The following is a 24,964-nucleotide window of genomic DNA, read 5'->3' on the forward strand; positions in this document are numbered from 1 at the left end:
ACATGTTGAGCAGTCCAAAATGACCGCTATATTAACCAAGGGGGTCAGTTTTTAAATGCCGTTAGGGGGTTATTTTTACACTGCCGCTAACACTGGTTTTAACCAAGATGAGCTCACGATTGACTTAGAGAATCAGGTACTTAATATTTCAGGTCAACATGCTGATCAGACCAAAGACAATCATGCTGAGTTCTTGCATAAAGGCATCACACAGCGTTCATTTAAATTATCTTTACGTTTAGATGAACACATTGAAGTACAAGAGGCCAATTATGAAAATGGTTTACTCACCATCCAGCTACAACGGATTGTTCCAGAAGAAAAAGCGCCATGCCGAATTCCAATCGGACAGAAGAAATTAACAACTGAAAACACTTCGGCATAGTCAATCAACAAAATAAAAAAAGCACTGCATAGGCAGTGCTTTTTTTAAGATCAATGAATCATTACTTTTTCTTTTTAGGACCAAGCAACATACCCATTTGACGACCTTCCATTTTTGGTGATTGCTCAACAACACCAATTTCAGCCACATCTGCTTCAACTTTTTGAAGTTGAGCCAAACCAAGCTGTTGGTGCGCCATTTCACGACCACGGAAACGAAGAGTAATTTTTACTTTGTTGCCTTCTTCAAGGAACTTAGTGATTGCACGTAGTTTTACGTTGTAATCACCAACATCAGTACCCGGGCGGAGTTTGATTTCTTTCACCTGTACTTGATGCTGTTTTTTCTTCGCTTCTTTCTGCTTTTGCTTTAGATCAAACAAATGCTTGTTGAAGTCCATGATTTTACAAACAGGCGGTTCAGCGTTTGCTACGATCTCAACAAGATCAAGCTCAACACTTTCAGCAGCGCGTAATGCTTCTGCCAAGCTAACAATACCTTTTTGCTCACCATTTTCGTCTACAAGACGGACTTCTTTCGCACGAATTTCATCATTCAAAGCAGGACGGTTTGATTTGTTACCGCCCTGTTGATTACGGTCAGGCTGTTTAATCGCTGTTACTCCACAATGTACCGGCCGCGTTCGGCAACGGCTGCTTTTACTAGGTCAACGAAAGCGTCGATTGACATAGTACCCAAATTTGTTCCAGAGCGGGTACGCACGTTCACTGTACCTTCCTCTACCTCACGGTCCCCAAGTACCAGTAAGTAAGGAATACGCTCTAATGTACGTTCACGAATCTTAAAGCCGATTTTCTCATTTCTCAAGTCTGAAATCGCACGGAGACCGTTTTCTTTAAGTTTAGCGACGACTGACTCACATGCTTCCGCTTGTGAATCGGTAATGTTCATCACACATGCTTGGATTGGTGTTAACCAAGGTGGCATAAAGCCCGCATAGTGTTCGATTAGTATACCAATAAAACGTTCAAAACTGCCAAGTATTGCACGGTGCAACATTACAGGTTGATCACGATCATTGTCTTCAGTGACATATGACGCATCTAAACGTTCTGGCAAATTGAAGTCACATTGGATTGTACCACATTGCCATACACGGCCTAAGCAGTCTTTCAGTGAGAATTCAATTTTCGGACCATAGAATGCGCCTTCACCTGGTTGAAGTTCCCACTCCAAACCAGCAGCATCTAAAGCATCTGCTAAAGATTTTTCAGCCATATCCCAAAGTGCATCATCACCCACACGTTTTTCTGGACGTGTAGACAACTTCATTTGTACTTCTTCGAAACCAAAGTCTTTATATACATCTAAAGTCAGTTGAATGAAGTCAGCCACTTCTTGACCAATTTGCTCTTTGGTACAGAAAATGTGTGCATCATCTTGAGTAAAGCCACGAACACGCATAATGCCATGCAATGAACCCGATGGTTCGTTACGGTGACACGAACCGAACTCAGCCAAACGAATTGGCAAATCACGGTATGATTTTAAACCTTGGTTGAACACTTGTACGTGACAAGGACAGTTCATCGGTTTAATTGCATAGTTACGGCTTTCTGAATGCGTCGTGAACATGCCATCAGCATAGTTAGCAGCATGGCCTGATTTTTCCCAAAGCGTGAAATCAACCACTTGTGGGGTACGAATTTCGAGGTAGCCATTATCTTGTTGTACTTTGCGCATGTATTGTTCAAGTACTTGATAAATGGTCCAACCGTTTGGATGCCAGAACACCATACCTGGTGCTTCTTCTTGCATATGGAACAGGTCTAAAGCTTTACCAATTTTACGGTGGTCACGCTTTTCAGCTTCTTCAATACGTTTGATATAAGCTGCAAGCTGTTTTTTGTCTGCCCACGCTGTACCATAAATACGTTGTAACTGTTCATTCTTCGCATCACCACGCCAGTAAGCGCCTGACATTTTAGTCAACTTGAATGCTTTTAAAAATTTAGTATTTGGCACGTGTGGACCACGGCACATATCCAAATAATCTTGATGGTAGTACAAGCCCATTTCTGTTTCTTCAGGCATGTCTGCAATCAAGCGTAATTTATAATCTTCACCACGCGCTGTGAATTCTGCAATCACCTCATCACGTGGTGTCATTTTTTTGATGACATCATAGTCTTGATCGATGAGCTTTTTCATACGCTCTTCAATGGCTACCATGTCTTCTGGCGTAAATGGCTTTGCGCTAAAAATATCGTAATAGAAGCCATCTTCAATGACAGGACCAATCACCATTTTCGCTTCAGGGAACAATTGCTTCACCGCATGTCCCACCAAGTGAGCGCAAGAGTGACGAATGATTTCGACACCTTCTTCGTCTTTAGGCGTAATAATTTGAAGGCTGGCATCCGTGGTAATCAAGTCAGATGCATCGACTAAACGACCATCGACTTTTCCTGCAACTGTATTTTTCGCAAGACCAGGACCGATGCTCAGTGCAACGTCCATCACAGATACAGCTTGATCAAATTGTTTTTGATCGCCATTTGGCAAAGTGATAATTGGCATAAAAAATCCTTAAGGAGTGATGCCCCGTACCATGGAGCATGTCACCGCGAGATTATGATCGAGGTAAAACCTCAAAAGATAAAAACGGTGGATAAATAAAATCAGTCGAATTTTACACGTGTTATCCACAGGATTAAACCTTTTCCCCTAGAAAATTCACGTTTCGGCGCATTTTGAATTCATTTGCCAGTCCCACAGCATCACTAAAATGAGGGAATTGATGTGCCGCAATCCTCATAGCTACATTTTATAATGACCGTATCGGTCACTTTTTATTGAACAATGCAGTAACACAAGCATACACATTTTGCTTAAAAAGCAGGCTAAAATCTAACTAAAAGGGTTTATATCACACAGAATTCACAGATTCAGTTTAGATAAACTAAACAAAAAAATTCAATAAATTCATCTAAAAAGCGCAACTCGACTAAAGCATAAATGCAAGATGGCTGAAAAATGCATATCTTTTAAGCAATGGAAAAATAATACTGAATTTGGAGTGATAAACATGGTCAGCGCTTATGACGAACTACCAAGAACCCCAGCAAACTTTGTGGCTTTGTCACCACTACGTTATTTAGAACGAGCTGCCTATATTTATCCCCATCAAGATGCCATCATTCATGGCCACCGTCATATTTCATGGCGTGAAACTTACCTTCGCTGTCGCCAATTTGCCTCACAGTTACAAAAATTGGGAATCACAAAAAACGATACTGTCTCTGTTTTGCTGCCCAATGTCCCTGCAATGATCGAAGCACATTTTGCAGTCCCAATGGCAGGTGCTGTGCTCAACACATTGAACACGCGCTTAGATGCCAAAACCATCGCATTTATGCTTGATCATGCAGAAACCAAAGTCCTTTTGGTCGATCCTGAGTTTGCATCGGTTGCACAAGAAGCCTTGGCTTTGGTCGGACGCGATATTTTCGTGATTGATGTAGATGATGCTGAGTACGAAAACTGTTTTGCAGCTCCCATTGGTCAAATCGAGTATGAAGACTGGTTAACCGAAGGCGATGAAAACTTTGAGTGGCATTTACCTCAAGATGAATGGGATGCCATTAGCCTAAATTACACCTCGGGAACAACAGGTAACCCAAAAGGGGTGGTCTATCATCACCGCGGGGCTTATATCAATGCAGCCAGTAACATCATTGCTTGTGGCATGACACCTCGTGCGACCTACTTGTGGACCTTACCACTGTTTCACTGTAACGGCTGGTGCTTTGCATGGACCATGGCAGCCAATGGGGGCACCAATATCTGTTTACGTAAAATTGACCCTGAACTCATTTTCAAAGTCATCGCTGAGCATAAAGTCGATTATTTCTGTGGTGCGCCAATTGTGCTATCCATGCTGATCAACACCCCTGAAGAGCAACGGATCCACTTTGAGCATCGCGTTGAAGTGATGGTGGCAGGTGCTGCACCTCCTGCTGCAATCATTGAAGGCATGCGCCATATTGGTATAAATGTCACCCATGTTTATGGACTGACTGAAACCTATGGACCTTCTGCGCTTTGTGCCTCTCAAGCGGGTTGGTCTGACTTATCTATTCAGGAACAAGCGCAGTTGCACTCACGCCAAGGTGTACCTTACCCACTGCAAGATGGTATGAAAGTGCTGGATCCAGACACGATGCAACCTGTACCGCATGACGGTCAAACTATGGGTGAAATTATGTTCCGAGGTAACATTGTGATGAAAGGTTATCTCAAAAACCCTGAAGCCACGGCAGAAGCCTTTGCTGGTGGTTGGTTCCATACAGGCGATCTTGCCGTTTGCCAACCTGATGGCTATGCCAAAATTACTGACCGCTCTAAAGATGTCATTATTTCTGGAGGTGAGAATATTTCATCACTAGAAGTTGAAGAAATTCTCTATCAACATCCTGCTATTTTAACGGCTGCGGTGGTCGCAAAACCCGATCCTCGCTGGCAAGAAGTGCCCTGTGCATTTATTGAGCTCAAAGCAGGTAAAGAAATCACACCTGAGGAAATCATTGAATTCTGTAAGCAACATCTGGCACGTTTTAAAGTCCCGAAAGATGTAGTGATTACAGAAATTCCAAAAACGTCGACAGGCAAGTTACAGAAATTTGTTCTACGCGATTGGGCCAAAGAGCGTGCAACGGGCGAGTTTAGCTAAATATTCAGCAGTCTATACAAGCAAATATTCTCAAAAAAAAGCGACCGTTAAGGTCGCTTTTTTATGTCTAAATGACTTAATTATCTGAAATTAAAGCCACTTGCTGGATGTAGTTAAACAACTTCAAACGTGAAGCTTTAAGTTGTTCTTCATCAGCCTGCTGTTTCATATCACGGTGAATACGCAATACATGCTGACGAATGGTATGACGTTCCGCAGCATTATAAGTTTTGGAAAACTCATTAATGACCACATCACCATCTTTGATCATACGATCAACCCAACGCTGCAATTGAGCAGTTTTTTTCGCGCCTTGTTGCGGTGTCAAATAAGACAAAATCACCGTTTCATCTTCATTACGCAACAACTTACCAATGCGTAAAAATTGGCGACGACGAGCTTCATTTGATGTAATCAGTTTCACATCCAAAAGGGCTTCAATCAAACGTTCTTCAACAGGTAAGTTTTGAATTTGTTTAGTGTTCAACTCTGCAAGTTGAGAACCTAAAGATGCCATACGTTGTACGGCTTTTTTCTGTTCAGTTTTACTTGCACGTCCTTCTAAAGATTCAAAGTCTTCTTCAGTAAAACTATGCGGTCGACGTGCCACGATTAATCTGCCTCGTAAAATTTTGCTGCAAATAGTGCCTGAATCTCAGATAAAGCTTGTTCTTCATCTGCGCCTTCAAGCACCAAGCGTAAAGTGGTGCCCTTTCCTGCGCCTAGCATCAGGAGGGACATAATATTTTTGGCATCCACCAATTTGTCTCCTTTTCCAATTTGAATTGAAGAACGGAATTTGGTGGTCACTTCAATGAGCTTGCCAGATGCACGCGCATGTAACCCTAGTTTATTAATTACGTCAACAGTTGTGTCAATCATGCCCAGTGCTTCATTTCTCGATGGAGGACCTGAATAGACCATTTTGCCTCAAGGGCTTTTTTTAGTCTATCCACAATATATACAGAGCGATGCTGCCCACCCGTACAACCAATTGACACGGTCATATAGTGACGATGCCCTTCAGCAAAAGCTGGTAACCATTTATCTAAAAACTTATAAATATCTTGGAACATTTCGTGCGTTTGCTCACTTTGTTCCAAAAATTTTTGCACAGGGGCATCCAGTCCTGAATACTTCCGCAGTTCTAAATCCCAATGCGGATTCGGTAAATGTCGAACATCAAACACATAGTCAGCATCCAACGGAATACCGTGTTTAAAGCCAAAAGACTGCAAAATCAAAATCAGGTTATCTGACTGCCCCAATTTTGACAGCAAGGTATGCTTTAAATCGTGCACACTTTTATCGGTGGTATCAATATGCACAGTTGAGCGCAAATTAATCGGTAATAAAAGGGTTTTCTCTTCTTGAATACACTGATTCAAACTTTGAAAGCGTGTCGCCAACGGATGCGGACGACGTGAAGCACTAAAGCGCGCAATCAGCTCTTGGTCACGCGTGGTCAAATAAATAATATCGACCGTACCATGCCTTTGCAATTGTTCAAACACCAAGTCGAACTCTTGCAAATCTGCACGTGTACTGCGTACATCCACACCAAGCGCCAACTGCTCAAGGTTATTTTCCCGATCCAGTTTAGCCACAATCTCTGGGAGTAAGGCCAAAGGCAAATTATCAATACAGTAATAACCGAGGTCTTCCAATACTTGTAATGCAGAGGATTTACCCGAACCAGACTGTCCTGTAACAATTAAAATGCGCTTCATCTTAATCCTTTGAGAGGTGAGCTTGCCTAAATATGTTTCACTTTCAAGTTATCAATTAAACGAGTTGCCCCGAGTTTTGCCGCAACAAAAAGCACCACATCTTGGTCAAACGCATCCAATTTCTGCAATGCAGGTGTGCGTGCTTCCACATAATCCACAACAAAACCAGCCTGTGTCAATGTCGCCTTTATATTTGCTAACACATCCGCTAAAGCGGTACCAGTTTGTAGCGACTGTTCTGCCGCTTTTAAACTTTGATAAATGGTCGGTGCCTTTTGACGGTTTTCTTCGCTTAAATAACCATTACGTGAACTTAAAGCCAAACCATCTTCTGCACGTGCAATTGCCACACCCATCACTTCAAGCGGCATATTCAAATCACGAACAAACTGACGAATCACAGCCAACTGTTGATAGTCTTTTTCACCAAAGAAAGCAAAATTAGGTTGCACAATATTGAACAGTTTCGTCACCACAACGGCGACACCATCAAAATGACCTGGGCGTTGTAGACCACACAAATCATTGGTGATATCTGAAACAGTAATATTGGTCAAACGTGGGCTGTTGCCATACATTTGCTCAACCGATGGTGCAAACACGATGTCACAACCAACCTCGGCCAACAAGCGCTGATCTTGTTCCAAGGTGCGTGGGTAACTGTCAAAATCTTCATTGGGTCCAAATTGAATAGGATTCACAAAAATACTAACTACAACCACATCACAGAGTTTTTTCGCTTCGCGCACAAGGTTCAAGTGCCCCTGATGCAAGTTCCCCATGGTCGGGACGAAACCAATACTTTTTCGAGCTGTTCGCGCAGGGTTCAATGATGCTGATAGGCCTTGGATCGTGGTTTCAGTTTTCATGTTTTACAGCTCGACTTGGAATGTTTGTTCTTTCGCAGGGAATGAGCTATCTAGCACCGCTGCATGGTATGCCTTGAAGGCATCCAAAATCGCCGTTTCCCCTGCTTGTTCTTTCATAAAGTTACGCACAAATTTTGCAACACGACCAAAAGTCAGTCCAAGCATGTCTTGTACTACCAAGACTTGACCATCGGTATCCACACCTGCGCCAATACCAATGACAGGTACATGTGGGAACAACTCACTAATTTCTTTACCGAGCTGCGCAGGCACACACTCTAATAACAACACCGCAGCGCCTGCATCAACCACCGCTTGGCAGTCCGCAATCAGTTGGTCTGCCGCTTCACGTGTCCGTGCTTGTAATTTATAGCCACCAAACACATGTACAGACTGTGGAGTTAAACCTAAGTGTACACATACAGGAATACCGTTGCGTGTCAAAACCTGAACCGTTTCAGCCAGCCACGCACCGCCTTCGACTTTGACCATTTGCGCGCCCGCTTGCATCACTACTTTTGCACTTTGCAAAGCATCATTTAAGGTGGCATAACTCATAAACGGTAAGTCAGTCATGATCAAGGCATGCTGGTTACCACGGCGTACAGCTGCGGTATGGTAAGCCATATCTTCAACTGTAACAGGCAAAGTGGAATCACGACCTTGAATGGCCATACCGAGCGAATCGCCAATTAAAATGGTATCAATTTCAGCAAGTTCCATTGCCTTTGCCATACTTGCATCATAGCAAGTCAGGCAGGAAAATTTGCGACCTTCTGCTTTAAATTTTCTTAAGTCATTTAAACTAATCATCAAACTATTCCTTTCAACATCTTTAGCTCGGCTAAATTAAATCTCTGCCCAATTGCCTGCATCCAGTACGCTCAACGTGGGTTGTTGTACAACAGGCAACTGTTTCAACGCAATACCATCAATGTGTAAATTGGGGTCTAAATCCAGCAATGGAATCAACACAAAATCACGCTCCATCACACCGACATGTGGCACAGTTAAGCGTTCATGCTGAATTTTCTCTTCTGCATAGATCAGTAAATCTAAATCTAAAGTACGTTCACCCCAATGGCGTAAACGTACACGTCCCGACTCTTGTTCAAAACGTTGCAGCTCATCCAGCAAAGCCAACGGTGCCAAGTTTGTGCTGAGTTGCACCACGGCATTTAAATAATTGGGTTGGTCTTGCGGCCCCATCGGTGGGCTTTGATACAGCTTGGAGATCTTCACATCGCCAAGACTAGCCAACTTGTGCACCGCTTCAGTCAAAATCACTTTAGAGTCGCCTAAGTTACTACCTAGACCAATGTACGTGACGATGCTCATTGTGTCGGCCCAAAAATCACGCTGCTTAAATCACGCTGAACACGTTTACGTTTTAAAATTGGGTGGTCTACACCAATCTCGGTTGAGCTGTGACCTGTTCCCTTACCAGTCGGGGTACGGGCTTCAGCGTGTTGCTTCGGTTTACGTGCACGGCGACTGCGTGATTCTTGCTCTTGCACCAAAGGCTCAATTTCATGACTTACCGTTTTGGCAATCGCCGCTTCTTCAGCACTTGCTTTACCACTGCGACGTGATTTTGCACGTTGGCGGTTATATTGGCTGATGGCACGTTCTTTTTCATCGGTGCTCATCAACTGATAGGCGTCCCACCACTGTCCCATGCCGAGCGTACCCTCATCACCGGATTTTTCGCGAAGCAACAAGAAGTCAAAGCCTGCACGGAAACGTGCATGGCTAGATAAGGCTTGAATTTGCTGTGCTTTCGGGTTGAGTAAACGCGTTTGCATTTCCCACACTTCACGAATAAAGGTTTCGGCAAAGCGCGGAATAATAGTCCGCGTGGCTTGGCGTTTTAATACATCAAGTCCTGCTTGTGCACGCGCTTCAGCCGCAACCACACCTTTACTGCTATAAAACTCACAACGCTCTAAGAACGGCTTCCATAACAACACCGCATAGAAAAATGCAGGGTTAATGGTTTTGCCCACTTGAATACGCTGATCGGTATTTTTAGCAGCACGTTCAATAAATGGGGTGATATTCGGTTGGATATCTGCAAATAACTGCTTCCAAATGCCGAAATCGATCAACATTGGCAGCACACGATTTAAATGCCCCATCGTGAACAGCTTCTGAGATTCATCATATAAACGGTGCGGCGATACATCACGCAGCAACTGTGTCATTTCCAAGGTGAAAACGTCGAGAATTTGCTGATCGATTGAGAAGCCTAATTTTGCGGCAAAACGTAAAGTCCGAAGCATTCGCACAGGATCTTCTTCAAAACGCGTTTGTGCATCGCCTAGTAGACGTAAGGTTTTATTTTTAATGTCATCCACAGCATGACAGAAATCTAAGACAACACCCTTGCGTGGCTGATAGTACATTGCATTAATTGAAAAGTCGCGGCGGGCAAAGTCTTGCTCAATCGTACCCCAATTGTTATCACGCAAAATCATGCCTTGTGCAGAGGTGACTTCTTTCTTCGGTGGTGCACGGAAAGTTGCAACTTCAACCAACTCACGACCTGAATAGACATGAGCCAGCTCAAAACGGCGCCCGATAATACGGCAACGTCGTCCGAAAACTTCTTTTACCTGTGACGGTGTTGCATTCGTCACTGCATCAAAATCTTTGGGATTTAGGCCAAGCATCATGTCGCGGACACCGCCACCGACGATATACGCTTCATAGCCTGCCTTAGTTAATGCATCGATCACATCTAAAATGTAAGAAGGTAATTGAGCGGTTGATAAACCACATTTTGACGCGCGCAAAGTTTGCAAAAGCCGCTGTCTCCTACGCCTAAACGTAAAATTCTAAGATGACGCTAATCATATATCTAACACAATCAAAGGGCAATTTGATTATCGAAAGCAAAGCAGGATTCTGATCAATTCACCAATAAATGACACTGCTTTTTTCACAAGCCTAAACGGGCTTTATTTTTTGCAAAAATCGCTGGTCCAATACCGCGCACCTGTTGTAACTCATCTATGGTCTTAAATGGCCCTTGTTTCTGGCGATAGGCCACGATTGCCTGGGCCTTTTTTAAACCCACACCCTGAAGTTGCTGCAATTGATCAACACTGGCTTGATTTAAACTAATTTTATTTGCGTTCGACACAGGTTGGGCCTGAACAGGCGACACAGCACGTTTCACGCTCTTGGGGGCTTGAGTACGATCATCCCACGCCTGCTGCTCTGCTTTCCAGTTCAGATAGTTCTGATCAAAAGACTGTGCATAACCACTGGGCACCCAAGCCAATAAACTCAGTAATAACAACGCAATGATCAACAAACTTACTTTTATTTTTATCAATTCAAGCCACCATTTTTATTATTTCAGTTGTAATTTGGCTTGCTCCCACAGTTGATCCATTTCTTCTAAAGACATCTGCTCAATCTTTTTTTGTTGTTGCAAAGCTTGATCTTCAATGAAAGCAAAACGAGTGCGAAATTTATGAATCGTACTCAAAAGCGACATTTCGCTTGAGACACCCAGTTTACGTCCAACATTGATCATTGAAAATAAACAATCGCCAAATTCATCTGCTATTTCATCGGAATTTTGCTGTTGAACCGCATGTTTCAATTCAGCTAATTCTTCTTCAAGCTTGGTATAAGCACCTGCTACATCTGGAAAGTCAAAACCGATCCGTGCTGCATTTTTTTGAATCTGTTCCGCTTGTTGTAAGGCTGGGCCATGCTTGATGCTGTCTAATCGTGACTGTGCCTTACCTTGTTTTTCCTGTTGTTTAATTTGCTTCCAAAGCTCGCCTACATCTTCGGCAGACAAAGCTGAAAACTGCTGTGCTTGAAAAACATGGGGATGACGACGAATCAGTTTTTCTGTGATGGCATGGACCACATCTTGAAAATTAAAAGCCCCTTGCTCGGTATACATCTGTGACTGGAACACCACCTGTAGCAGTAAATCACCCAACTCATCACGCACCTCATCAGCTTTACCTGAACGCACGGCTGCTTCAACTTCATAAGCCTCCTCAATGGCATAGCGGGTTAAACTTTCTGGGGTTTGCTGTTGATCCCATGGACACTTTTCACGTAATTCACGCATCACGTTCAGCAATTGTTCCATGTTTATCTCTCTTCAAAAATCAAATTGATAAAAATTACATTATGACGGCATTCATTTGTTATGCTCAATCCAATCACAACAATAAGATCAAGAAAAAGAGCAACAAGGAGCAGTTTCAATGCGCAGTATTTTGATTAGCGGTGCAGCCCAAGGTATTGGTGCGGCCATCGCCCGCTTATTTTATGCACATCACTACAAAGTCGGGATTTATGACATCAATAGCGCGCAAGCCGAACAGCTGGCAGCTAGCCTCGGCCCAAATGCCAAAGCAGGACAGCTCGATGTTTCCAACTATCAAGATTGGCAAACTGCTTTAGCCGAGTTTGTCGCATGGGCGGGCGAGCTCAATGTTTTGGTCAATAATGCAGGAATTCTATTCTCAGGGCCTTTTGAACACACAGAGATCAGCGCACATCACAAAACCATCTCGATCAATGTTAATGGTGTACTGAATGGCTGCCATGCTGCATTGCCCTATCTCAAACAAGCGAATTTTGCCCGCATCATCAACCTTTCATCGGCTTCAGCCATCTATGGTCAAGCTGATTTGGTCTCGTACTCTGCCAGTAAGTTTGCAGTACGCGGTATCACCGAAGGCTTAGATACCGAATGGCAGAAATATGGCATTCGCGTATTAGATGTTATGCCGCTATTCGTACAAACTGCCATGGTGCAAGATATGCAAGCGAAGAGTATTCAAAACATGGGGGTACACTTAACTGCAGAAGATGTAGCGCAACACGTTTTTCAACGTGCTGTTGCAAAAGATACGGCACTCACTGCAACCCATCAAGCCGTGGGTGCCAAAGCCAAGCTTTTATTTCAACTGAGTAAAATCAGTCCCCAATTTCTGAATCGCCTAACCAACTTGTACCTTTCTAAATAAAAAAAGAGCCTGCAATTGCAGGCTTTTTTTTCAATTCGCTTAGTTACCTTGTACCAAACGACGCGCACTAATAATGCCTGGTTGTTGCTCCAATCGTGCCAACAGTTTTGATAGTTGCGATAAACCTTTAACTTCAATCAACAATTTCATATTGGCAATACCGTCTGCTTCAGAGATGGTGTTGACCTGACGAATATTGATTTGATCGGAGAAAATCACTTGGGTCAAATCTTTGAGCAAACCACGGCGATCATAAGCTTCCACCACAATCTGTACACTCTGACCACGCGTTGGCTGCATTTCCCAATCAGCTTCTACTGCACGCTCAGGTTCATTTTGAATCATGCGTAAGTAGTCAGGACATGCCACTTTGTGAATGCTCACCCCACGGTTCAAGGTGATATAACCCGCAATTGACTCACCATGTACAGGCTGACAACACTGCGCCACATGCAGCTCAACGTTATCTAAACCATCAATCAGAATGCCATGTGCTGACAAGGTATGACTAGCACGTGGATTCAACGTCGGCTTCAGTACCAGTTCAGGTTCGTCCTGATCCAAATGCATATGGCGGTTCACCTGATTGATCAAGGCATGCAGACTAATGTCACCATTGACCAGTGCAATCAGAATATCTTCACCCGCTTTAACATTGAAATGATTGCAGTAATCATTCAAATCAATACTTTTTGGGTGAATTGCTAAACGTGAAAGTTCTTTGTTGAGCAGGTCACGGCCCACTTCCAAGTTTTTGCTGCGGTCTTGTTGTCTAAACCAATGGCGCAGCTTGTCACGCGCACGTGCCGTCTTGATATAACCTAAAGAGTTCACCAACCAATCACGGTTTGGCTCACGGTCTTTCTTGGTTAAAATCTCAACTTGCTCACCCGTTTTTAAGGTATAAGTCAGCGGAACATAGCGCTGATTCACTCGCGCGGCATAACACTTATTACCGACTTGAGTATGCACATGATAAGCAAAGTCGAGTACGGTCGAACCACGTGGGAGCTCTTTAATATCGCCATCACGGCTAAAGACATAAATCTTTTCAAAGTCTTCAAAATCCTGAATTTGCTCAAAATTTTCAGAGTCTTCATCCGACTTATGTACATTCGCATCATTGCGCTCTTGATAGTGTTCAAGTACTGCACGCAATGAATGTAAACGATGGTTAAAAGAGCGATCGGTATTCTTACCGCCCTCTTTATAGTTAAAGTGCGAACACACCCCAAGCTCTGCTTCTTCATGCATGCTCTTGGTACGAATCTGAACTTCCAGTGATTTGTTTTCCGCAATCACAGCCGTATGCAGTGAGCGGTAACCATTGGCTTTCGGATTGGTAATATAGTCATCAAACTGATGCGGTATATGCCGCCAAATTTGATGCACAATCCCCAGCGAGTGATAGCACTCAGGTACGGTTTTAACCAAGACTCGAACGGCACGAATGTCATAGAGCTGATCGAAGCTCAGGTTCTTACTTTTCATTTTTCGATAAATCGAATAAATGTGTTTTACCCTGCCGCTAATTTCAGCTTCAATACCATGCTCAGTCAAGGATGCACGCAATGTATCAATCACAAACTGAATATATTGCTCACGCTCCAGTCGCTTTTCATTCAGTAGCGTCGCAATTTCTTTATAGCGATCAGGTGCTAAATAGCGAAAGGCTAAATCTTCCAGTTCCCACTTTAACTGTGCAATCCCTAAACGATGTGCCAGAGGTGAGTAAATGGTTAAGATTTCTCGTGCTACACGCTCTTGACGCTCTTTGGACGATGTCGCCAATTCACGCAGTGCGTAGGTACGTTCGGCCAGTTTAATTAATACAACACGCACATCTTCCGTCACCGAAATCAACATTTTATAAATGCCGTTTAAGTGCTCGCGCTGATTGTTATTAAAATGATCTTCGAGGCGTTTATTCTGCTCAATGAGGTCGGACAACTTACCCATGGCCAAAGTGCCTTTGACCAGTGCATGCACTTGTTCGCCAAAATGCTCGTGTACTTCTGCCAAAGGAATCACGCCTTCACGTACACCACGATAGAGCATCGCAGCAGCCAAGGTGTCTTCATCGACATGTAGATGGGCCAGAATATCCGCCATTTCAATACCGGTATAAAAGGTATTGGAACGATGATTAACCGTGGTTTCTAACTCTTTTTGTAAAGTCAAATTGGCAACTTCTTCGAGTTGCTCAAGCTTCGCACCATCTAATATGCTTCGAACACGATCTAACCATTCAGCCAAATCATGTTGAGCTTGTTCGGCATGCTCTACAGTCGCCTCCTGAGACAACTCATTGAGTCGCCCAGGTAGTTGCTCACGTACTGTGACCATACCCTTCTCCTACACTTTTACGCTTCATATTCTTTAATCGTTTATCTCATTATCTTTTTCAAACAATGCTATCGACTCAACGTGGCCTGTGTGGGTAAACATGTCCATCACACCGGCTTTGACTAATCGATAACCCTGCTGTACCAACAGCCCCGCATCCCTTGCGAGTGTCGCTGGATTACACGACACGTAAACGATTCTTTTTGCACCAAAGTTAGGCATATAATGCATTATTTCCTCTGCGCCTGCACGCGGAGGATCTATCAATAATGCATCAAATCCTTGATTTGCCCAAGAATGATGCGAGAAATCTTTTGTTAAATCTTGTGAAAAGAACTTCAACTGGCGAAGAGCATTACGTTCCGCATTTTCTGCACCACGTTGAACCATTTCTTCACTGCCTTCAACACCAACCACTTGTCCTGTTGCGCCCACGCATCGAGCCAAAGGCAAAGAGAAATTTCCTAGACCACAGAACAAATCGAGAACACGTTCTCCTTGTTTTAAATCTAGCAAGTCACATGCCAATTTCACCATTTGCGGGTTAATGGTTGAGTTTACTTGAGTAAAGTCGTGTGGGTTAAATCCAAATGCCACATCAAAATCATTTAAACGATAATGTAAACGCATCTCTGCATGTTCATCATCCATACGCTTTAGACTGTCTGGGCCAGCAGCTTGTAAATACAATTGCCACCCTCTGTCTAACGCAAATTGTTTTAATCGGTTGACATCCTCTGTGTTTAATTTTTCAGTATGTCGCACCGTGAGGGCGATGTCACAATCCCCCATGGCCAATTCTATATGACCAATGGCTGCTTTGGCTGTTAGACTTTGGAGTAACTGCTTCAAGCGTGTGATTGAACCAAACTCTTGATCTAAGACCATACAACGATCAATTGAAGTCAGTTTATTGGTTTGACGCTCTCGAAAACCCACGACCAATTGGTCTTTATGTGGCAAATAACGCACCCCAATGCGTGCTTTACGACGGTAGTCTTCACGTAAAGAGCGCAAAGGCGGCAACCACTCTTCAGGTTGAATCCCCGCAAAATGCTGCAAATGTGATTTAAGCACATCTTGCTTTAAGCGAATTTGTTCATCGGGATGAATATGCTGCATATTACAGCCACCACAGCTTTTAAAATGCGGGCACTTCGGTTCAACCCGAAAAGTAGAGGCTTCACTGAGGAGTTGAATAGCATCGGCTTCCTCTAAACGCTTTACTACATGGGTAATCTGCGCTTTAACCGTTTCACCCGGCAACGCATAGCTAATAAAGACTTTTTTACCCTGCTTGTCCACAGGATGGTCTGGATGCGAACCATAGTGCGCTATGCCGCGTCCTTCATGCGAAAGTGACTCAACCTGAAAAATATAACTGGGCTGTTGAGTTGGACGAGGTTTGGCTCTATGTTTCATGTGTACCTAAAGATGGGAAGGGGAAAAATCGGCAGCGGTAAAAGCCGTCTGCTGTGAGGTCTCACGCCACACCGACAAAAAGTCTTGATGCTGCGGTTGAGCCTGTAAAAACTGGATGGTTTGATGAATAAAATGACGGTGGTCTTGAGCTAGCAATTGCCCTTTGAGTAAGAGCCAACGCAAATACACCAGCCATGTATTTAGTACATCACCTTCACAATAACTGGTGAGTTTGCGCCATTCCTGTGCCCGAACATATTCAGGTACATGATAAGCTCCATCGCCTCGTTTACCGGGATACCCCAATAAATGGGCAACATCATCTAGCTTTTGGAAATGACGTCCATTAAACATTGCCATCACATCCATCAGGTCAATGTGACGCTGATGATAACGGTTCTGATAGTTATTATAGCGCTTTTGTGTGTCAATTTCGCCCTGATCGAACAAAGCAGGTGCAGTTAAACCATGATACATAGCACGAAGCATAATTACAGGTAAGTCAAACTGAGCGCCATTCCAGCTCACTAAAGTCGGTAAACGCTTATCAAATATAGATAAAAACTTACTGAGGATTTCTGCTTCCGAATATTGCTCACGGCTAAAAGAAAAAAGTTTCATCTGGCCTTGGTCATCCAGCCACAAGCCTGAAATACACACAATTTCATGCAATGCTAAACGCTGAAAATCCATGCCTGACTCTTGGCGACGCAACTTGGTCAGTGCCGCCTCCAAATCAGCCTCAGGCAAATCTAAACCATATAAATGCGCCCCCGATCTCAAGTCAGTCATTGTTTCAATATCAAAGGTGAGAACAGGTAAACGCATAGCAGGACTCTCTTTTATTGTTTTATTCAGGATCGACCACAGAGAAAAGACCCGTCGATAAATAACGGTCACCACGGTCACAAATAATGCACGCAATGACGGCACCAGGGTTTTCTTCAGCAATTTTAATTGATGCCCACACAGCACCACCTGAAGAAGTTCCTGCGCTAATCCCTTCTTTTTGCGCCAATTTACGCATAGTTTTTTCAGCTTCAATTTGTGGAATATCAATAATTTGATCAATCCGACTGCGATCAAAAATCGTTGGTAAATATTCTTCCGGCCAACGGCGAATCCCAGCGATACTTGAACCATCTGATGGCTGTAGACCAATAATTTGAATGTCGGGGTTCATTTCTTTGAGATATTTAGAGACCCCCATAATGGTACCTGTAGTGCCCATTGAACTCACAAAGTGAGTGATTTTGCCACCTGTTTGCTGCCAAAGTTCAGGCCCAGTCGTTAAATAATGTGCTTCAACATTATCAGGATTACCAAACTGGTTGAGTACATGCCCTTTGCCTTCTTCTTGCATTTGCAAAGCCAAATCACGTGCACCTTCCATGCCCTGTTCTTTGGTCACTTCAATCAGTTCCGCGCCATAAGCACGCATTGCATCTTTACGTTCTTGGCTCATGTTGTTGGGCATAATCAGTTTCATCTGATAGCCACGCATCGCAGCAACCATCGCCAGTGCAATGCCGGTATTTCCACTGGTCGCTTCAATCAAGGTATCGCCCGGCTGGATTTGCCCTCGCTTTTCCGCTTGCATAATCATGTTATACGCGGGACGGTCTTTGACAGAACCTGCGGGGTTGTTGCCTTCTAACTTTGCCAATACTGTTGCTTGAGTGTGACTAGCCAGACGCTGTAAACGCACCAGTGGAGTTTTTCCAACATAGTGATCTAACAAAAATTCGTCTGCTTGAAAATCAGTGGATGTAGTACTCATTCTTTGCACCTTGATCGAGGTGCGCCTATTGTATGGAAAAATGCCAGTCCCTGCACCCATTTAGCGTGCTTTTTCGCGAAAGTGATTAAAGCACCATCGATTTTTTATAAAGCGTGCTACACTTCAAAGCATAGGGAATAAATCACTTGCACCATGTCAAATATCAATAAAAAGTTATTTAATCGTCTGCACTTAAACCATGCTTATGGACAGCTCATTGCACTTATTTTCGTGCCGATTATGATTTTGGCCTGTGTAGGTGCATTACTGGTTATTACCGAAACTTCAAATGCAGCCAAAGCCCAGCAGCGACAAATGGCGATTGCGATTTTAACGCGCTACCAGCTGGATGCAGAAGCGGCGATCAATTTGGTGAATGCCTCCCCTTGGCAGTATGAAAATGCACGTTATTTGATGCAAAAGATGTTAGATGAAAAACATCTGATTCGTGCCGCAATTATTGATGAAAAAGGCAATAACAAACTTAGCATTGGCTACCAAGACCAAGCGCCGTGGCCTGCGTTGAAAAAAAATACTGATTTTTTTGGCCCGATGAATTTTAAAGGTAATACAGTATATGGTTTGCCCATCAACCAATTTACAGGCACGCCTGCGCAGTTGGTGGTTGAATTAGATAACCAGCCTTTACAAATTGCCCGTTATCGCGTGTTGATTGTGTTGATTGCGACAGGTCTGTTGACACTATTACTACTTTTACTCTGTTTAAATTTCTACTCGCGTCGCTGGATTGCGCCGATGTATGAAATTCGCATGCAGCTGCAACGTTTAAATGCCGACACCCTCGATCAACACATGCTGATTAACAGTACTGGTGAATTACGCTTACTACAGCGCGATATTGCCAATGTGGTGAAACGCCTGCATTTTAGTTTTTTAGAATTGAAAGAACACACTGAGCAGACGGAAGACGATTTACGTCGAACCCTTGACACTTTAGAAGTGCAAAACATTACCTATCGTCAAGCGCGTGACCAAGCCATTTCAGCAAGTCAGTCCAAGTCTGTATTCTTGGCCAATATCAGCCATGAACTGCGCACGCCACTGAACAGTATTGATGGTTTTATTCACCTGTTACTGCGTCAAGACAACCTCAACAATGATCAAAACCTGTATTTACAAACCATCCGTAAATCATCTGCACACTTACTGGCACTGATCAATGATGTTTTAGATTTTTCAAAAATTGATGCCGGTAAACTAGAACTCGATACTGCAACTTTTGATTTAGAAGAAGCAATTTTTGATGTTATGGATATGCTGTCTCCTCTTGCTGCACAAAAGCATATCGATATGGCCTTTTACTATGCCGACAATGTGCCAAAGCATGTGGTTGGAGATGCCCTACGCTTTAAACAAATTTTAACCAACCTGATTTCCAATGCCATTAAGTTTACTCCTGATGGCGAGATCATCGTCCGCGCAAGAGTGGAACAAGATGATATTGGACAGTGCCTATTGCACTTTAGTGTACAAGACAGCGGTATCGGACTCAGTGGAACCGACCGTAAAAAACTGTTTGAGTCTTTCTCGCAAGGCGATGCTTCGGTCACGCGTCAATTTGGCGGCACAGGTCTAGGCTTAGCGATTTCCAAACAGCTGGTGCATTTGATGCAGGGGCAAATTGGATTTGAGGACAACCAAGAACGCGCGCCAACCGAAAAAGGTTCCACTTTCTGGTTTACAGCCATGTTTATGGTCAATGAAGAAGATGAGTACGTTGAGCATCCTCAGTTTAGCGATATGCAAGTGGTCTCGTATTTGGCACATCCTGCAACAGCCAATATTCTACGTCATTATCTTGAAGACTATGCTGTGGAGCACATCGAATCGAGTTCAATTTTAGACTTGTTCAGTCACCTCAACAGACTGCCTCAAGATGTGGAAAACACATGGTTAATTGTTGACCATAGTGGTGATACCGAAGCCTTATTAAAAGAAATTCGTCAGCGTTATAGCGGTAACCTTGCGGTTTATGGCTACCAGATGTCACTCGATTTGACCACGCTGAATGAGTATCGCGCACGACCATTATACCAACCACTCAGTCGGAGTGCTTTGATTCAATTACTCAGCAATCAACCGCTATTTGAAGAAGATGAAATGGAGTCCTTCAATGGTCAAGGCTTACATATTTTAGCGGTGGATGACCATCTCCCTAACCTGATTGTCCTTGAAGCCCTACTAGGCGAGTTGAATGTCACCACAACAAAAGCTTTAAGCGGTCAACAAGCCTTAGAGATTTTACAAGAGCGCGCTGAACACGACAGCAAAGCTTTTGATTTGGTATTTATGGATATTCAAATGCCTGTCATGTCGGGGGTCGATACTACACGTGCCATTCGTGCGCTGGAGTCAACCATTGAAAACCATAAGCGCTTGCCCATTATTGCCCTCACTGCACATGCATTGGCTGATGAAAAACAAAAACTACTGCAAGTCGGCATGGATGACTATGTCACCAAACCAATTCAAATTGATCAGATTATTCAAATCCTGACCCATTGGACCACTGATCGTTTCAACAAAGGCTCACCCGTTGAAAAAGCCATCGTGATTGAAGCACTCGATCCGAAGGTGCTCGACTGGCAGCAAAGCTTACAGTTAGCTGCCAACAAAGAAGACTTAGCAGTCGACTTATTGCGTATGTTAATGGATAGTTTTGATACTGAGTTGCATGAAATGAAGCAGTTGATTGAAATGGAAGATTTCCCACAATTGGAGCATGTGTTACACCGTCTGTATGGTGCAACACGCTATGTCGGTGTACCCAACTTACAAGAAGCAACAGGGGCATTTGAACAGTTTGTTTCAACTTTACGTAAAGAGCGTCGTAAAGCAGATGAACAGTTTGTTCAAGAAACTATAAAACGTTTCAATGAACTCAAAGTCGTGATTGAACAAGTACAACATGCGGCACAGCAAATTTTAATCAAACATAGCTCATAAAACTTTCAAAAGAGCATGGCACCAAAGACAAGTTGCGACGTGACTCTTGGTATCATTTATCCGCACGGGAGCTATGCTATGCTCCGTGCGAGCAAAAAATAAGAGTTATCATCATGGCTTTACTTCGCATTGAAAACAAAAACGGCATTGCCACTGTTTCACTTAACCGTCCAGACAAACGCAATGCGATGAGTTTCGACCTGTTGCGCGAATTGGTTAAAACTGCTGAAAAAATTAAAAAAGACCGCAGCATTCGCTGTGTCATCCTTACTGGTGAAGCGCAAGTCTTTAGTGCAGGCATTGATCTTGCCGATTTGAACAATCCGAAGAATCGCGCCTATGCCGCGTGGGAACTGATCAAACCTGGACAAAGCCTCTTTCAAAAAGCCTTCCTAATTTGGCAAGAACTGCCTGTTCCTGTGATTGCCGCGATTGAAGGGTTTTGCTTTGGCGCTGGCATGCAATTGGCTTTAGCGGCGGACATTCGTGTGGCACACCCTGCAAGCCAAATGTCGATTATGGAAAGCCGTTGGGGACTGGTTCCGGATATGGGACTGACGCGTTCTTTGAAAGGTTTGATCGGACTAGATCTTGCCAAAGAATTAACGCTTACGGCACGTATTTTCGATGCAACTTATGCCAAAGAAATTGGCTTAGTCACACATCTTGATGAATCACCGCTTGCTAAAGCTCAAGCCATTGCAGAAGAAATGTTACAACGCTCACCAGATGCACTCATGGCCTCTAAATATGTGTTGGATGCTATGCAGCATGAGCCTAAAAAATCCTTACGTTTGGAAAAAATTTGGCAGCTCAAATTACTGTTAGGTAAAAATAGCCAAATCGCCCGTAAGAAAGATAAACAACCCGACGTGCAGTATCTACCACGCCAATACAAATAACAGTATTTAACCACTGACAATCAAAGAGGGTCCCATGAGTTTCGATCGACACACTAAAATTGCATTTCTCGGCATGGGACTCATGGGCAGCCGTATGGCCACCCGCTTACTTCAAGCAGGTTTCGAAGTCGCTGTATGGAACCGTACCCGCAGTGCCTGCGATGCACTCATTGATTTGGGGGCGACAGACTTAGCGTTACAGAACATTGCTGAATATCCTATAGTCCTGACCTGTTTAGCTGATGATAAAGCTGCACTCAGCGTTTATGAACAAATCGAACCGTTTTTGACGGCGAAGCAAGTGATCATCGACTTTTCCAGTCTTTCGGTGGAGCAAACCCTGAACCTTGCAGCACGTGCCGAACAAAAACAGGTGCAATGGATCGACTCACCTGTTTCAGGGGGAACTGTCGGTGCAGAACAAGGGACGCTGGTCATCTTTGCTGGTGGCGATGCACAGACGATTCAAGATTTGTCTTTGATTTATAATATCTTGTCGCAACGTGTCACCTGTATGGGCAACACTGGAACAGGACAAGCCACCAAAATTTGTAATCAACTGATTGTGGCAGCCAATAGCACTCTGATTGCAGAAGCGGTTGCTTTAGCAGCCAAAGCTGGTGTGGATACTCGCTTACTCGCACCTGCGCTTGCAGGCGGTTTTGCCGATTCGAAACCCTTTCAAATTTTAAGTCCACGTATGGCGACTCACCTGTTTGAGCCCGTACAGTGGAAAGTTCAAACCCTGTCCAAAGACTTGAACAATGCTGTGCAACTTGCTGCGCAGCACCAACTCGACATTCCTGTTGCAGCGCGAGCACTTCAGCAATTGCAAGCACACCAACAACAAGGCTATGCTGAAGCTGATCTTGCCTCAGTCATCTTACAAGTAGAACAAAAAGCCAAATAAAATTAGGAGAAAATCATGACCAAACTTGCTGTAAATTTATCCATGATTTTTACCGAAGTGCCGCTACTTGAGCGTTTTGCTTTGGCTCAAACCGCTGGCTTTAAACATGTGGAAATCCAATTTCCCTATGAACTCAGCATTGAACAAATTCAAACTCAGCTTACGCTTCATAACTTAAGCCTCTGCCTCATTAACGTTCCTGCGGGCGACTTAATGACTGGTGGCAATGGACTCGCAGGTGTCCCCGGCAAAGAGCTAGAGTTTCATCACGCTCTTCAGTTAGCCGTGCAATATGCCAGCGCACTCAAAGTGCCAAGTGTGAATATCCTTGCTGGCAAACAACCCCTAGATGCCGACCTACTGCCCTGTTTAAATACCTTATCCAAAAACCTGAAACTGGCCTGCCACATATTCAGTGAACATGACATTCAACCTGTCTTTGAAATGATCAACGGCACGGATATGCCACGCTTCTTAGTACAAAATATTGCCCAAGCACAGGAAATGCTAGAAGCAGTACAACACCCTGCACTTAAAATGCAATACGACTGCTATCACATGGCCATGATGGGTGAGGATGTGTTGCAAGGGCTACAAGAAAATATTCAAGATATTGGTCACATCCAATTTGCAGACTGTCCGGGGCGGCATGAACCAGATACTGCACAAATTATGTATGCAAATATTTTTGAATGGCTACAACACAGCAGTTATGACGGTTTTATTGCGGCTGAATATCGACCAAAAACTGTTTCAACTCAGTCCTTTGCATGGAAGGCAAAATACTTTGCTGCACATCCTCAAAGTTGAACTATTGCGGATTTGAAATTTTCGCCTAAAAACGCTATATTATAAGATGAGTTATTGTCCGGAAAAATTCCCTTTATGAATTTAGAACCATCGCCCAGCGCTTCTAATTCTCACGATTTCGCAATGAATACCCAAGCTGCCGACGTACAAGCTTGCTTAAAAGTTGTACATGAAGCCCTTGAAGATGTAAAAGCAAAAGATATTTTAGCGATTGATGTCAGCCTAATCAGCAACGTCGCTGATGCAATTGTGATTGCAAGCGGTACATCAACGCGTCACATCAAAGCACTTGCTGATAACGTTGCTGAAGAAGCACGTAAAGCAGGTTTTCGCCCTCTCGGTGTCGAAGGCGAACGTGATGCAGAATGGATCTTGATTGATCTTGGCTTTGTTGTTGTGCACGTGATGTTGCCAACAGCGCGTCGTTTCTACGACTTAGAAAGCCTTTGGCGTGCAGCCCCAGAAGAAACTGTAGCCTAATATGAAAAGAGCGACCTGAAGGTCGCTTTTTTTATGTCTAATTTTATTTAAATTAAGCGATGCATATCGACCATTGGGTAGTGCTCTTTCACTTGGCGCTTCACATGGGCATAGAGCTGATCTGCTTTTGCTGGACCATAAAATTCACAATAATTTTCATAACAGACTGTCAAGACCTGCGCATATTGAGTCATGGGCAAAGTTTCGAGCACCGCTCGATCATTCAAGGCCTGATACCTCTCAATCACAATGGATACAACCTCTAGCTGCATTTTCACTGCACACTCAAACTCCTGCACATCAACGGCTTTGACTGCTTGACAGATATTTTGCATAAAAAACGTCAATGCATCGAGTAACACTGCTCCCCCTTGTTCGCTTTTCGATGCTTTTGCAGATGGGTTCAACAACACCTGTTTTTCAACTTCGGCCATCTCTGCCAAGACATTTTTAAGCATGTCTTTTCGAAAGTAACGTAATTCCTCTGTGGTACAGATTTCACTCAAAAAACGATTCAGGACAAAGGAGGGTTGATCACCATATTTCGCTTCCCAGTGATTCAATACTTGCTCTAAAAGTGTTCCTTGTAAGTACTGACTCAATCCACGTTCGATCGCTTGGCGTTTTTGTAAAATAGTTAATGTTTCGGTCGACATGAGCTATC

General features: G+C 43.7%; 23 protein-coding genes and 1 pseudogene. 8 read left to right on the forward strand and 16 right to left on the reverse strand.

What is annotated here, in order from left to right; translation table 11 throughout:
• Positions 1-94 precede the first annotated feature (94 nt).
• Positions 95-385 (forward strand): annotated as a pseudogene (locus AXW61_RS06325) (Hsp20 family protein); the annotation flags it as partial.
• Between the two features lie 61 nt (positions 386-446).
• Here AXW61_RS06325 and infC read toward each other — a convergent pair.
• The gene (gene infC, locus AXW61_RS06330; protein ID WP_050796974.1) at positions 447-998 is read right to left on the reverse strand and encodes a translation initiation factor IF-3; all 552 of its coding nucleotides are present in this window, start codon (positions 996-998) and stop codon (positions 447-449) included.
• A 5-nt stretch (positions 999-1,003) separates the two neighbouring features.
• Positions 1,004-2,926 (reverse strand): threonine--tRNA ligase, encoded by a 1,923-nt coding sequence (thrS, locus tag AXW61_RS06335; RefSeq protein WP_004692292.1) that lies wholly within the window; start codon positions 2,924-2,926, stop codon positions 1,004-1,006.
• Positions 2,927-3,434: 508 nt separating this feature from the next.
• On the opposite strand from thrS, the gene AXW61_RS06340 reads away from it, so the two are divergent.
• Positions 3,435-5,078, forward strand: a complete 1,644-nt coding sequence (locus tag AXW61_RS06340; protein WP_062033372.1) for an acyl-CoA synthetase — start codon at positions 3,435-3,437, stop codon at positions 5,076-5,078.
• 76 nt (positions 5,079-5,154) lie between these two features.
• On the opposite strand, the gene yjgA is transcribed toward AXW61_RS06340, so the two are convergent.
• The 9 genes from yjgA to mazG all read right to left on the reverse strand — a co-directional run bounded on the left by yjgA (position 5,155) and on the right by mazG (position 11,797).
• Complete coding sequence (gene yjgA / locus AXW61_RS06345) at positions 5,155-5,688, reverse strand: ribosome biogenesis factor YjgA (RefSeq protein ID WP_005400753.1); 534 nt, start codon at positions 5,686-5,688, stop codon at positions 5,155-5,157.
• 2 nt (positions 5,689-5,690) lie between these two features.
• The gene (locus tag AXW61_RS06350) at positions 5,691-5,960 is read right to left on the reverse strand and encodes an HPr family phosphocarrier protein (RefSeq protein WP_010325935.1); all 270 of its coding nucleotides are present in this window, start codon (positions 5,958-5,960) and stop codon (positions 5,691-5,693) included.
• On the reverse strand, positions 5,957-6,808 hold the full coding sequence (gene rapZ, locus AXW61_RS06355; RefSeq protein ID WP_004692298.1) for an RNase adapter RapZ: 852 nt from the start codon (positions 6,806-6,808) through the stop codon (positions 5,957-5,959). The genes AXW61_RS06350 and rapZ overlap by 4 nt, the downstream gene beginning before the upstream one ends.
• A gap of 26 nt (positions 6,809-6,834) precedes the next feature.
• Positions 6,835-7,677, reverse strand: coding sequence for a pantoate--beta-alanine ligase (panC, locus tag AXW61_RS06360; protein ID WP_004979164.1), 843 nt, complete (start codon positions 7,675-7,677; stop codon positions 6,835-6,837).
• A gap of 3 nt (positions 7,678-7,680) precedes the next feature.
• Complete coding sequence (panB, locus tag AXW61_RS06365) at positions 7,681-8,490, reverse strand: 3-methyl-2-oxobutanoate hydroxymethyltransferase (protein ID WP_062033375.1); 810 nt, start codon at positions 8,488-8,490, stop codon at positions 7,681-7,683.
• A 36-nt stretch (positions 8,491-8,526) separates the two neighbouring features.
• Positions 8,527-9,015: a 2-amino-4-hydroxy-6-hydroxymethyldihydropteridine diphosphokinase gene (folK, locus tag AXW61_RS06370; RefSeq protein ID WP_004692303.1), complete on the reverse strand. Its 489-nt coding sequence runs from the start codon at positions 9,013-9,015 to the stop codon at positions 8,527-8,529.
• Positions 9,012-10,481, reverse strand: coding sequence for a polynucleotide adenylyltransferase PcnB (pcnB, locus tag AXW61_RS06375; protein ID WP_062033379.1), 1,470 nt, complete (start codon positions 10,479-10,481; stop codon positions 9,012-9,014). The genes folK and pcnB overlap by 4 nt, the downstream gene beginning before the upstream one ends.
• Before the next feature lie 137 nt (positions 10,482-10,618).
• Entirely contained in the window at positions 10,619-11,017 is a 399-nt protein-coding gene (locus AXW61_RS06380) for a ComEA family DNA-binding protein (protein ID WP_062033382.1), read from the reverse strand.
• Positions 11,018-11,035: 18 nt separating this feature from the next.
• Entirely contained in the window at positions 11,036-11,797 is a 762-nt protein-coding gene (gene mazG / locus AXW61_RS06385; RefSeq protein ID WP_062033385.1) for a nucleoside triphosphate pyrophosphohydrolase, read from the reverse strand.
• 118 nt (positions 11,798-11,915) lie between these two features.
• Here mazG and AXW61_RS06390 point away from each other — a divergent pair, with 118 nt between their 5' ends.
• A complete protein-coding gene (locus tag AXW61_RS06390; protein ID WP_062033388.1) occupies positions 11,916-12,683 on the forward strand; it encodes an SDR family oxidoreductase in 768 nt (255 codons plus the stop codon).
• Between the two features lie 39 nt (positions 12,684-12,722).
• On the opposite strand, the gene AXW61_RS06395 is transcribed toward AXW61_RS06390, so the two are convergent.
• Genes AXW61_RS06395 through cysM form a run of 4 tightly spaced genes read right to left on the reverse strand, consistent with a single transcriptional unit; the run spans position 12,723 to position 18,231 of the window.
• Positions 12,723-15,029 carry a bifunctional (p)ppGpp synthetase/guanosine-3',5'-bis(diphosphate) 3'-pyrophosphohydrolase gene (locus tag AXW61_RS06395; protein ID WP_062033391.1) on the reverse strand — a complete coding sequence of 769 codons (2,307 nt, stop codon included), beginning with the start codon at positions 15,027-15,029 and terminating at the stop codon, positions 12,723-12,725.
• A gap of 33 nt (positions 15,030-15,062) precedes the next feature.
• On the reverse strand, positions 15,063-16,451 hold the full coding sequence (gene rlmD / locus AXW61_RS06400; protein ID WP_062033394.1) for a 23S rRNA (uracil(1939)-C(5))-methyltransferase RlmD: 1,389 nt from the start codon (positions 16,449-16,451) through the stop codon (positions 15,063-15,065).
• Positions 16,452-16,457: 6 nt separating this feature from the next.
• Complete coding sequence (locus tag AXW61_RS06405; protein WP_062033396.1) at positions 16,458-17,279, reverse strand: 3'-5' exonuclease; 822 nt, start codon at positions 17,277-17,279, stop codon at positions 16,458-16,460.
• A 22-nt stretch (positions 17,280-17,301) separates the two neighbouring features.
• A complete protein-coding gene (cysM, locus tag AXW61_RS06410; RefSeq protein WP_005400763.1) occupies positions 17,302-18,231 on the reverse strand; it encodes a cysteine synthase CysM in 930 nt (309 codons plus the stop codon).
• Between the two features lie 153 nt (positions 18,232-18,384).
• Here cysM and AXW61_RS06415 point away from each other — a divergent pair, with 153 nt between their 5' ends.
• The 5 genes from AXW61_RS06415 (at position 18,385) to rsfS (ending at position 24,300) form a co-directional block, all read left to right on the forward strand.
• Positions 18,385-21,198 (forward strand): ATP-binding protein, encoded by a 2,814-nt coding sequence (locus tag AXW61_RS06415; protein ID WP_062033398.1) that lies wholly within the window; start codon positions 18,385-18,387, stop codon positions 21,196-21,198.
• A gap of 113 nt (positions 21,199-21,311) precedes the next feature.
• Positions 21,312-22,100 carry a crotonase/enoyl-CoA hydratase family protein gene (locus AXW61_RS06420; protein ID WP_062033402.1) on the forward strand — a complete coding sequence of 263 codons (789 nt, stop codon included), beginning with the start codon at positions 21,312-21,314 and terminating at the stop codon, positions 22,098-22,100.
• A gap of 34 nt (positions 22,101-22,134) precedes the next feature.
• Complete coding sequence (locus AXW61_RS06425) at positions 22,135-23,010, forward strand: NAD(P)-dependent oxidoreductase (RefSeq protein ID WP_062033409.1); 876 nt, start codon at positions 22,135-22,137, stop codon at positions 23,008-23,010.
• Positions 23,011-23,025: 15 nt separating this feature from the next.
• Positions 23,026-23,820, forward strand: a complete 795-nt coding sequence (locus AXW61_RS06430) for a TIM barrel protein (RefSeq protein WP_062033412.1) — start codon at positions 23,026-23,028, stop codon at positions 23,818-23,820.
• Between the two features lie 75 nt (positions 23,821-23,895).
• Positions 23,896-24,300 (forward strand): ribosome silencing factor, encoded by a 405-nt coding sequence (rsfS, locus tag AXW61_RS06435; protein ID WP_004692321.1) that lies wholly within the window; start codon positions 23,896-23,898, stop codon positions 24,298-24,300.
• A gap of 47 nt (positions 24,301-24,347) precedes the next feature.
• Here rsfS and AXW61_RS06440 read toward each other — a convergent pair whose 3' ends face one another.
• The gene (locus AXW61_RS06440) at positions 24,348-24,956 is read right to left on the reverse strand and encodes a hypothetical protein (protein WP_062033415.1); all 609 of its coding nucleotides are present in this window, start codon (positions 24,954-24,956) and stop codon (positions 24,348-24,350) included.
• Positions 24,957-24,964: the final 8 nt, after the last annotated feature.

It is taken from the genome of Acinetobacter sp. BMW17 (genome assembly GCF_001592855.1).
Taxonomy (GTDB): Bacteria; Pseudomonadota; Gammaproteobacteria; order Pseudomonadales; family Moraxellaceae; genus Acinetobacter; species Acinetobacter johnsonii.

What these genes read in the sequence shown, in the direction of transcription:
- AXW61_RS06440 (WP_062033415.1), bottom strand. Translation starts at nt 24,956, where the DNA reads ATGTCGACCGAAACATTAACTATTTTACAAAAACGCCAAGCGATCGAA.
- AXW61_RS06350 (WP_010325935.1), bottom strand. Translation starts at nt 5,960, where the DNA reads ATGATTGACACAACTGTTGACGTAATTAATAAACTAGGGTTACATGCG.
- AXW61_RS06405 (WP_062033396.1), bottom strand. Translation starts at nt 17,279, where the DNA reads ATGCGTTTACCTGTTCTCACCTTTGATATTGAAACAATGACTGACTTG.
- mazG (WP_062033385.1), bottom strand. Translation starts at nt 11,797, where the DNA reads ATGGAACAATTGCTGAACGTGATGCGTGAATTACGTGAAAAGTGTCCA.
- rapZ (WP_004692298.1), bottom strand. Translation starts at nt 6,808, where the DNA reads ATGAAGCGCATTTTAATTGTTACAGGACAGTCTGGTTCGGGTAAATCC.
- cysM (WP_005400763.1), bottom strand. Translation starts at nt 18,231, where the DNA reads ATGAGTACTACATCCACTGATTTTCAAGCAGACGAATTTTTGTTAGAT.
- thrS (WP_004692292.1), bottom strand. Translation starts at nt 2,926, where the DNA reads ATGCCAATTATCACTTTGCCAAATGGCGATCAAAAACAATTTGATCAA.
- panC (WP_004979164.1), bottom strand. Translation starts at nt 7,677, where the DNA reads ATGAAAACTGAAACCACGATCCAAGGCCTATCAGCATCATTGAACCCT.
- AXW61_RS06395 (WP_062033391.1), bottom strand. Translation starts at nt 15,029, where the DNA reads ATGGTCACAGTACGTGAGCAACTACCTGGGCGACTCAATGAGTTGTCT.
- AXW61_RS06340 (WP_062033372.1), top strand. Translation starts at nt 3,435, where the DNA reads ATGGTCAGCGCTTATGACGAACTACCAAGAACCCCAGCAAACTTTGTG.
- rsfS (WP_004692321.1), top strand. Translation starts at nt 23,896, where the DNA reads ATGAATTTAGAACCATCGCCCAGCGCTTCTAATTCTCACGATTTCGCA.
- panB (WP_062033375.1), bottom strand. Translation starts at nt 8,490, where the DNA reads ATGATTAGTTTAAATGACTTAAGAAAATTTAAAGCAGAAGGTCGCAAA.
- AXW61_RS06425 (WP_062033409.1), top strand. Translation starts at nt 22,135, where the DNA reads ATGAGTTTCGATCGACACACTAAAATTGCATTTCTCGGCATGGGACTC.
- AXW61_RS06415 (WP_062033398.1), top strand. Translation starts at nt 18,385, where the DNA reads ATGTCAAATATCAATAAAAAGTTATTTAATCGTCTGCACTTAAACCAT.
- AXW61_RS06390 (WP_062033388.1), top strand. Translation starts at nt 11,916, where the DNA reads ATGCGCAGTATTTTGATTAGCGGTGCAGCCCAAGGTATTGGTGCGGCC.
- AXW61_RS06430 (WP_062033412.1), top strand. Translation starts at nt 23,026, where the DNA reads ATGACCAAACTTGCTGTAAATTTATCCATGATTTTTACCGAAGTGCCG.
- AXW61_RS06420 (WP_062033402.1), top strand. Translation starts at nt 21,312, where the DNA reads ATGGCTTTACTTCGCATTGAAAACAAAAACGGCATTGCCACTGTTTCA.
- rlmD (WP_062033394.1), bottom strand. Translation starts at nt 16,451, where the DNA reads ATGAAACATAGAGCCAAACCTCGTCCAACTCAACAGCCCAGTTATATT.
- folK (WP_004692303.1), bottom strand. Translation starts at nt 9,015, where the DNA reads ATGAGCATCGTCACGTACATTGGTCTAGGTAGTAACTTAGGCGACTCT.